This is a genomic window from Bartonella sp. AA86SXKL (assembly GCF_042196885.1).
The window spans coordinates 253-570 of the sequence record NZ_JBHIRE010000548.1 but is presented as its reverse complement, the minus strand read 5'-3'; the positions used below and the strand labels follow the sequence as shown (position 1 = coordinate 570).

1 pseudogene is annotated in these 318 nt (G+C 35.5%); it reads right to left on the bottom strand.

Annotation, left to right across the window (positions count from 1 at the left end):
• Positions 1-318, bottom strand: a pseudogene (locus tag ACFIO5_RS13215) (Bcr/CflA family drug resistance efflux transporter); the annotation flags it as partial.

Below are 318 nucleotides of genomic sequence, written 5' to 3'. Positions count from 1 at the left end.
TCCATAGATTCTCGTTTAAAAAGCCATCGTGCCATCAGATTTCCCAAAATATAGGGTAACGAAACACCAATGTAGCTATAGCCAATATAGATTGGTGGCAAACCTAAGATTGTAAGTAAAAAAGGCGATTCTACAATATACGCAAAATAGGCGGCGTAAGAAAAGCAGGGAATAAGTGCATAAAAAATAAATTGTTTATTTCTGAGAACTCCCAAACACGCCTTCATAAATCCCACAAAAGAAAAACGCTGACGCTTTTGAAGAGGCAATGTTTCCGTTAAGACAAAACAACAGAGCAAAATAGTTAAGAATATAAAA